This window comes from Streptomyces phaeochromogenes (assembly GCF_001418655.1).
Lineage (GTDB): Bacteria > Actinomycetota > Actinomycetes > Streptomycetales > Streptomycetaceae > Streptomyces > Streptomyces phaeochromogenes.
On record NZ_LIQZ01000386.1, the window covers coordinates 1 to 1,096 of the forward strand.

The following is a 1,096-nucleotide window of genomic DNA, read 5'->3' on the forward strand; positions in this document are numbered from 1 at the left end:
GCTCCCCGGCCCGAGGCGATCTCCACGGTGCCGCCACCGATGTCCAGCATCAGCAGCGGGCCGCTCTCGGAACCCGTCCACGCCCGGCCCGCCACATAGGCAAGGCGCGCCTCCTCCTCACCGGGCAGGACCCGAAGCCGGGTGCCGGTGGCACGGGCCACCTGCGCGATCACCTGCTCCCGATTGGGCGCATCCCGGATGACCGAGGTCGCGAAGGGGAACACAGTCGGCGAGCGGCGAACCCCGACGGCGGCCATCGCTTCGGCCACGGCGCGCTGCACGCTGGTGATCCCGACCTCGCGCAGGCGGCCTCTGCGGTCGAGCGCCTCGTGCAGCCGTAGCCGTACCTTGTACGAGAAGACCGGCTCCAGCCCTCCGCCCGGCCGCCACCGGACCACCGTCAACAGTGCGCTGTGGCACCCGACATCCAGCACCGCGGCCCGCTCCGGCCCACCCCGTCCCATCCGGCCCTCTCCCCCGTTTCCACCCGCTCGACCACGTCCAGTCGACGACGGCCGTTCCCGCTGCCTGCGGGAATGCACGCACCCGTTACGACAGACCCTAGCTGTGATGCGTACTCGCAGGGCTGTGCCTGACGCATCGTTGATCCCCGCGAACTGCTGCTCCGCGGACGCGAGCGGGCGGTGTTGGAACAGGTGTCGGCGGGTGTGCGCGGTCTTCATTTTCCTGGGTACGAGCCTGCCGCTCGGACAGCCCACGCGGATCTCCCGTCCCACCCGGCTCCCCGTCAAGATTTCTCGGTTGCGGCGTCAAAGGCGCGACAAGACAGGGTTGTCCCGCACCCGAGGCGCAAGAGTGGCCCTCGCGGAAAGCGCGGCGCAGGCCGCTCCGCAGTGCGAAGGGGACTCAACGCAATGCCGGACACCAGCGTTACGGAACAGCGCCCTGCGGCACCGCCCCAGGCGTCGGCTCAGGAGGGGAGCAACTCCCGTCGGCCCTCCAAGGGGAGGCACCGCGAACCGCGCATTTTCCCCAACACCCGGATACGGTGGCCGCGTCGCAGCCGACTCCCCTCGACCGTCCCCAAGTGGTTGAAACTGCTGCGCGGTGCCTCGATCGCGGTGCGCACCTCGCG

The 1,096-nt window shown here is 70.6% G+C and carries 1 protein-coding gene; it reads right to left on the reverse strand.

Going from position 1 to position 1,096, the window contains the following annotated elements; translation table 11 throughout:
• Positions 1-464, reverse strand: a 464-nt coding sequence (locus AOK17_RS39415; RefSeq protein ID WP_425424672.1) for a Ppx/GppA phosphatase family protein, incomplete at its 3' end; no start/stop codon positions are given.
• Positions 465-1,096 lie beyond the last annotated feature (632 nt).